Origin of the sequence: Streptomyces sp. NPDC127177 (assembly GCF_042672475.1) — a bacterium.
Classification (GTDB): Bacteria; Actinomycetota; Actinomycetes; order Streptomycetales; family Streptomycetaceae; genus Streptomyces.
Genome location: NZ_JBHXUW010000117.1, coordinates 1 through 8,020, shown reverse-complemented (window position 1 = coordinate 8,020; position 8,020 = coordinate 1). Strand labels below are relative to the sequence as shown.

Below are 8,020 nucleotides of genomic sequence, written 5' to 3'. Positions count from 1 at the left end.
CGACCCGGATTCTCCGCCTGCGCCGCCCGCACCAACCCCCACACCGGCGCCTGACACACATCCACCCCCACATCCCCACCCACCGACACAGCACCCCGCGTCACCACCACCAACGGACCCACCCCACCACCCACAAGCCACCCCTGAACCGCCTCCAACACCCCACCCAAAACCGAACGAACCCCCACCACCGGATCCACCCCCACCGGCACCACCGGCACCTCAAACACCACCGGAACCACCCCACCAACACCAGCACCAACACCAGCACCAGCACCAGCACCAGCACCCAACGACCGCCACACCACCTCATGCAACCCACCACCCCCAACCGAACCACCCAACTGCTCCACCGACACCGGACGCGACACCAGTGCTCCGACGCTGAGAACAGGCTGACCGACGCCATCGGACACGAGGACCGACACGCTGTCCTGCCCCGCCGGCGCGATCCGGACGCGGAGCGTCGACGCGCCTGCGGCGTGCAGGGCGACGTTGGTCCAGGCAAAGGGCAGGACCGTGGACTGGTCGGTCTGCGAACCGTCGTCGATGAGTGCCACATGCATCGCCGCGTCGAGCAGCGCTGGGTGCAGACCGAAGCGAGCGGCGTCGCCGTGGGCGGACTCGGGGAGCGCGACCTCCGCGTACAGCTCCTCACCAGAGGTCCAGGCCGCCTTGAGCCCCTGGAAAACCGGACCGTATCCGTATCCACGCTCGGACAGCAGGTCGTAGGCACCCGCCACGTCCACCTCCGTGGCACCTGCCGGAGGCCACTCGGTCAGACCTGACGCCGGAGCGGCCGCGCCCTGAGCGAGGATGCCTTCCGCATGACGCGTCCACTGGACAGCGCCCGTGCTCTCGTTGCGCGAGTGGACGCTGACCGAGCGTCGCCCCGATGCGTCGGCGGCTCCGACGGCCACCTGCATCGCGACGCCGCCCTGCTCAGGCACTACAAGGGGTGCCTGAAGCGTGAGCTCCTCCAGCAAATCGCACCCCACCTCGTCACCCGCTCTGACGGCCAGCTCGACGAAGGCTGTCCCAGGCAGCAGCACACTCCCCAGTACGCCGTGGTCGGCGAGCCACGGCTGAGTCGCCAGGGACAACCGTCCGGTCAACACCATTTCGTCCGACTCGGCCAGCGCGACGGCTGCGCCGAGAAGTGGGTGGTCGGTGGTGCCCAGGCCGAGTTGGCCGGGGTCGTTGCCGCCGAGCTCCGACTCCATCCAGTACCGCTCACGCTGGAAGGCATAAGTCGGCAGATCGACACGGCGAGCACCCGAACCCTCGTAGAACCCGGCCCAGTCGACCGGCACTCCGCCCACGTGCAGCTCACCCAGTGCCGTAACAGCCGTGGATACCTCCGCACGGCCCTTGCGTACCACCGGAACGAAGACCGCGCTCTCCGCATCCACCGACTGCTGAGCCATCCCACTCAGCACACCGTCCGGGCCCACCTCGACAAACGACGTCACCCCACGCGACGCGACGAACGACACCGCATCCGCGAACCGCACCGCCTCCCGCACATGCCGCACCCAGTACTCCGCCGAACCCCACCCCTCCGACAGATCCCCGGAAACACCCGACACCACCGGGATGGACGGGGCGCCGAACGTCAGCCCCGCGACCACCGCACCGAACTCCGCCAACATCGGCTCCATCAACGGCGAATGGAACGCATGCGACACCCGCAACACACTCGACCGACGGTCCTGCGCCTCGAACACCGAAACAAGCTCAGCAACCGCCGACTCCGTGCCCGAAACAACCACCGAACGCGGACCATTAACCGCCGCGATACCGACTTCATCGTTCAGGAGCGGAAGAACCTCCGCCTCCGTCGCCTCCACCGCCACCATCGACCCACCCGACGGCAACGCCTGCATCAACCGACCACGCGCCACCACCAACTCAGCCGCATCGGTCAAGGACAACACCCCCGAGACATGCGCCGCCGCGATCTCACCGACGGAATGACCCACCAAGAAGTCCGGACGCACCCCCCACGACTCCAACAACCGGAACAACGCCGTCTCCACCGCGAACAGGCCGGCCTGGGCGAACATCGTCCCGTTCAGCAGCTCGGCATCCTCACCCCACACCACCTCACGCAGACCCACACCCAACCGCACATCCAACTCCACCAACACCGCGTCGAACGCCTCCGCGAACACCGGAAACGCACCGTACAACTCACGGCCCATCCCCAACCGCTGCGCACCCTGCCCCGTGAACAGGAACGCCGTAGCACCCGCCGGCCTCACCGACCCCCGCACCACAAACGGCGACGACCCACCCTCAGCCAGCGCAGACAATCCCCGGACCAGTTCCTCACGATCCGCAGCCGCCACCACCGCACGACGCTCCAGCACCGCACGCGACACCGCCGACGAAAACCCCACATCAACCAGCTCAGGCCCAGCAGCCTTCACCCGCTCCAGCAACCGCGACGCCTGCGCCGACAACCCCTCATCACTCCGCGCCGACAACACCACCGGAACCACCGGCAACTCAACAGAGTCGACCGCCTCCGGCTCCTCCACCACCGGCGCCTGCTCCACAATCACATGCGCATTCGTCCCACTCAGACCGAACGACGACACACCCACCCGCCGCGGACGATCCCGCACCGGCCACGCACGCGACTCCGTCAACAACTCCACCGCACCCGCATCCCAATCCACCTGCGGCGTCGGCACATCCACATGCAACGTCCTCGGCAACACACCATGCCGAATCGCCTGCACCGCCTTAATCACACCACCCACACCAGCAGCCGCCTGACTATGACCCAGATTCGACTTCAACGACCCCAACCACAACGGATCACCCTCCGGACGCCCCTGCCCATACGTCGCCAACAACGCCTGCGCCTCAATCGGATCACCCAACCGAGTCCCCGTACCGTGCGCCTCCACCAAATCCACCTGGTCGGACGAGATCTGGGCATCAGCCAGCGCTGCACGGATCACCCGCTGCTGCGACGGGCCGTTCGGAGCCGTCAGCCCGTTGCTCGCACCGTCCTGATTCACCGCACTCCCCCGCAGCACGGCAAGCACCGGGTGCCCGTTGGCGCGAGCGTCGGAGAGCTTCTCCAGGAGCAGGACGCCGGCCCCCTCCGACCAGCTGGTGCCATCGGTAGAACCTGCGAATGACTTGCAGCGGCCGTCCCTCGACAGGCCGCCCTGCCTGCTGAACTCCACGAAGACCTCAGGCGTCGACATGACTGCCACGCCGCCCGCCAGCGCCATCGAGCACTCGCCCGAACGCAGCGCCTGGGCCGCCAGGTGCAGAGCCACCAGCGAGGACGAGCACGCGGTGTCGAGCGTCATCGACGGTCCTTCGAAGCCGAAGACGTAGGAGACCCGGCCGGATGCGATGGAGCCCGTGGCGCTGTTGTGCGCGTAGTCGTGGTACATCATTCCGGCGAACACGCCGGTTTTGCTGCCCTTCAGTGTGGCGGGATCGATTCCCGCCCGCTCGAACACCTCCCACGAGCATTCCAGCAGGAGTCGCTGCTGCGGGTCCATGATCAGCGCCTCGTTCGGGCTGATACCGAAGGGGGCGGGGTCGAACGTGTCCGCAGCGTGCAGGAAGCCGCCCTGGTTGACGTAGCTGGTGTTCTGCCGCTCGCCCGCCGGATCGTAGAGAGCTTCGACGTTCCAGCCGCGGTTCGCGGGGAATTCGGAAATGGCGTCCACGCCGTCGTCCACCAGCTGCCACAGAGCCTCCGGTGTTTCGACGCCTCCCGGAAAGCGGCAGCTCATCGACACGATGGCGATGGGCTCACGAGCCACGGACGACAGCTTTCGGTTCTGGGCCCGCAGACGGTCGTTCTCCTTGAGCGACGCCCGCAGCGCGGCAACCAGCTTCTCGTCGGAATTACTCATCGCGGCTCTCACATTCCCTGTGTCGCGTCGTCAAGACCAGAACCTTCGAGCGCCATGCTGATCAGACTCTCGGCATCCATCGCATCGATCGAATCGGCCGACGTCGCTTCTGCGTCGGAGGTCGATTCGACCGTGTCCTCGTGAGCTTCGGCGAGTTCGAAGAGGACCTCCATCAGTCCCGCATCCTTCAGCCGGCTCAGCGGAATTCCCTGCAGAATGCGCCGGATCCGTTCCTCGCCCGCGGCCTCCTCGCCCGTCGGGGAGTCAGGCCGCAGTTCCTCTGCGAGGTACTGCGCGAGTGCGCGCGCATTCGGATAGTCGAAGACCAAAGTGGCAGGCGGACGCAGACCCGTGGCCTGCGCGAGGCTGTTGCGGAATTCCACCGCCGCAAGCGAATCGAACCCCAGTTCCTTGAAGGCCCGGTCCGGGTCGATGGCCGAGGGCCCGGAGAACCCGAGGATCGCGGCTGCCTGGGCGCGTACCAGATCGAGTCCCTGTTCCTCACGCTCTTCGTCGGACAGTGCGGCCAGGCGCCGGCGGAAGGCTGCGGCCCCGGTGGACGAGGTGTCGGCCGCTCGGCGCACATCCGTCCTGACCAGCCCTCGGAACAGGTCAGGCAGATCGTCCGGACCCGGCGCTCCCGGTCCTGTGAGATCGAGTCGCATGGTGACCTGCGCGGCGGATCCGGATGTTTCGGCAGCGTCAAAGAGCGCTGTGCCTTCCTTGTCCGACAGCGGCACGATGCCGGTCCGGCGCATCCGCTCCGAGTCGGCGGTCTGTAGCCCGTCCGCCATCCCTCCTTCGACCCACGGCCCCCAGGCGAGGGACTGTGCGGGGAGTCCTTCTGCCTCGCGGTACGTGGCCAGCGCGTCCAGGAACGCGTTCGCCGCGGCGTAGTTCCCCTGGCCCGGATTGCCGATCACCCCGGCAGCCGAGGAGAAGAGAACGAAGGCGGCGAGGTCCAGGCCCCGTGTCAGCTCGTGCAGGTTCAGTGCGCCGTCCACCTTCGGACGGAGCACCGCCGACACCCGTTCCGGCGTCAGCGAACCGATCACTCCGTCATCCAGCGTCCCGGCCAGATGCACCACCCCCACCAACGGGCGATCCGCCGGAATGGCCCCCAACACCCTTTCCAGAGAGCCTCGTTCAGCGACATCACACGCCTCCACGATGACCTCGGCGCCTCGGTCGGCCAACTCCTCGACCAGTTCCCTGGCACCCTCGGCGTTGCCACCATGACGGCTCGTCAAGACCAATCGCCGCACTCCGCGCTCCATCACGAGGTGACGCGCGAACACCCGGCCCAGCGTTCCCGTGCCGCCTGTCAGCAGCACCGTCCCGGCAGGGTCGAACTCCACGCCGGACCTGTCACCGGCAGGGGGCACTGCGCGCTGCAGCCTGCCCACGTGCGCCCGGCCATCGCGCACGACCACCTGGGACTCGTCCAGTGCCACCAGCCGGGCCACGTCCGCAAGATCGTCGAGCTCACCGTCCAGCAGCACCACGCGCCCGGGATTCTCCGACTGAACCGACCGCACCAGCCCCCACACAGCAGCACCGGCCACATCCGCCAGACCCTCACCCGGCAACGCCACGGCACCCACCGTCCGCACCACCAGACGAGCCCCCGCGAACCGCTCATCAACCAGCCACTCCTGCACCACCCCCAACACCTCACACACCGCATCCCGCACACCAACCGCAGAACCAACCCCCACCCCACCAACACGCACCGAATCAAACACCACCACATCCGGCACCACATCCAGCACCACATCCGACGAACTCGGCAGATCGGCCCAGTTGCCGACAACCCGCCCGTCCGACGTGCCCGCAGCGGGCAGCGCCACCTCGGGCCACTCAACGCTGAACAGAGACCCCCACGCGCCGGACTCGGCCGCCGCGCGCCGCTCCCCGTCCACCGAGCGCAGCGCGAGCGAGTCCACCGACGCCACCACGTCACCACCGGCATCGGCCAGCACCACCGAGACCCGGCCCTCACCCACCACCGAGACCCGGACACGCACCACCGACGCACCCACCACACCCAACGACACACCCGACCACGCGAACGGCAACGCCGCCCCCTCACCCACCGCACCCGACAACGCCACCCCATGCAACGCGGCATCGAACAACGCCGGGTGCAGGGCGTAGGTTCCGGACTCCGTGCCCTCGGGGAGGCCCACCTCGGCGAAGACGTGATCGTCGGTCCGCCAGGCTCCGCTCAGTCCGCGGAAGGCAGGCCCGTAGCGCAGACCCGCCTCCGCCATTCCGTCGTAGAACCCGTCCAGGTCCACGGGCTCCGCACCGGCCGGGGGCCACTGCCCGGAGACCCAGTCCGCATCCTGGGTGTCAGGCCCACCAGCAGGGGCGGCGACGAGCGAACCTGTGGCGTGACGCACCCAGGACAGATCCGTCGCCTCACCTCGCGAGTGAACGGTCACCGGCCGCCGGCCGGAGTCGTCAGGGGAACCGACGGCGACCTGGAGAGCGACGCCGCCATGCTCCGGGAGCACCAGCGGCGCTTCCAGGGTCAGCTCTTCCAACCTGGAGCAGCCGACCTCGTCCGCTGCCCTCAGCACCAGTTCCACGAAACCCGTACCGGGGAAGAGCGTGGCATCTCCGACAGCGTGGTCGGCGAGCCAGAGGTGCGACCCGGTGGACAGGCGGCCGGTCAGCACCACGCTGTCCGCGTCGGGCGAGGAAAGCACGGCACTCAGGATGGGGTGCTCGACGGACTCCTGCCCGATGGATTCGACGTCCGCGCCGTGCTGCTCGCCGACGATCCAGTAGTTCTGGTGCTGGAAGGCGTAGGTCGGCAGATCGACACGGCGAGCACCCGAGCCCTCGTAGAACCTGGCCCAGTCGACCGGCACTCCGCCCACGTGCAGCTGGCCCAGTGCAGTAACAGCCGTGGATACCTCCGCACGGCCCTTGCGTACCACCGGAACGAAGACCGCACTCTCCGCATCCACCGACTGCTGAGCCATCCCACTCAGCACACCGTCCGGGCCCACCTCGACAAACGACGTGACGCCACGCGACGCGACGAACGACACCGCGTCGGCGAACCGCACCGCCTCCCGCACATGCCGCACCCAGTACTCCGCCGAACCCCACCCCTCCGACACATCCCCGGAAACACCCGACACCACCGGGATCGACGGGGCACCGAACTCCAGCCCCGCGACCACCGCACCGAACTCCGCCAACATCGGCTCCATCAAAGGCGAATGGAACGCATGCGACACCCGCAACACACTCGACCGACGCCCCTGACCAGCAAACTTCCCCACCAGATCAGCAACCGCCGACTCCGCACCCGAAACAACAACGGAACGCGGACCATTGACCGCGGCGATACCGACTTCGTCGTTCAGGAGCGGAAGAACCTCCGCCTCCGTCGCCTCCACCGCCACCATCGACCCACCCGACGGCAACGCCTGCATCAACCGACCACGCGCCACGACAAGTTCAGCCGCATCGGTCAGGGACAACACACCAGCGACATGCGCCGCCGCGATCTCACCCACCGAATGACCCACCAGGAAATCCGGACGTACCCCCCACGACTCCAGCAGACGGAACAGGGCCGTCTCGACCGCGAACAGGCCGGCCTGGGCGAACATCGTCTGATTCAGCAGATCAGCATCCTCACCCCACACCACCTCACGCAGGCTCACACCCAGCCTGGCATCCAACTCCGCCACGACCGCATCGAACACCTCCGCGAACACCGGGAAGGCCCCGTACAGCTCGCGGCCCATCCCCAACCGCTGCGCACCCTGACCCGTGAACAAAAACGCCGTCCCACCGGCCGGCCGCACCGACCCCCGCACCACCAAAGACGACGACCCACCCTCAGCCAGCGCGGTCAGACCAGCCACCAACTCCTCACGATCCGCAGCCGCCACCACCGCACGACGCTCCAGCACCGCACGCGACACCACCGACGAAAACCCCACATCGACCAGCTCAGGCCCAGCAGCCTTCACCCGCTCCAACAACGCCGACGCCTGACCCGACAACCCCGCATCACTCCGCGCCGACAACACCACCGGAACCACCGGCAACTCAACAGAGTCGACCGCCTCCGGCTCCTCCACCACCGGCGCCTGCTCCACAAT

The 8,020-nt window shown here is 67.8% G+C and carries 1 protein-coding gene and 1 pseudogene; both read right to left on the bottom strand.

Annotated features, from left to right (window positions below; all coding sequences use genetic code 11):
• Positions 1 to 3,890: pseudogene (locus ACFVJX_RS35800) on the bottom strand (type I polyketide synthase); the annotation flags it as partial.
• Between the two features lie 8 nt (positions 3,891 to 3,898).
• Positions 3,899 to 8,002, bottom strand: coding sequence for an SDR family NAD(P)-dependent oxidoreductase (locus tag ACFVJX_RS35795; RefSeq protein ID WP_384136790.1), 4,104 nt, complete (start codon positions 8,000 to 8,002; stop codon positions 3,899 to 3,901).
• Positions 8,003 to 8,020: the final 18 nt, after the last annotated feature.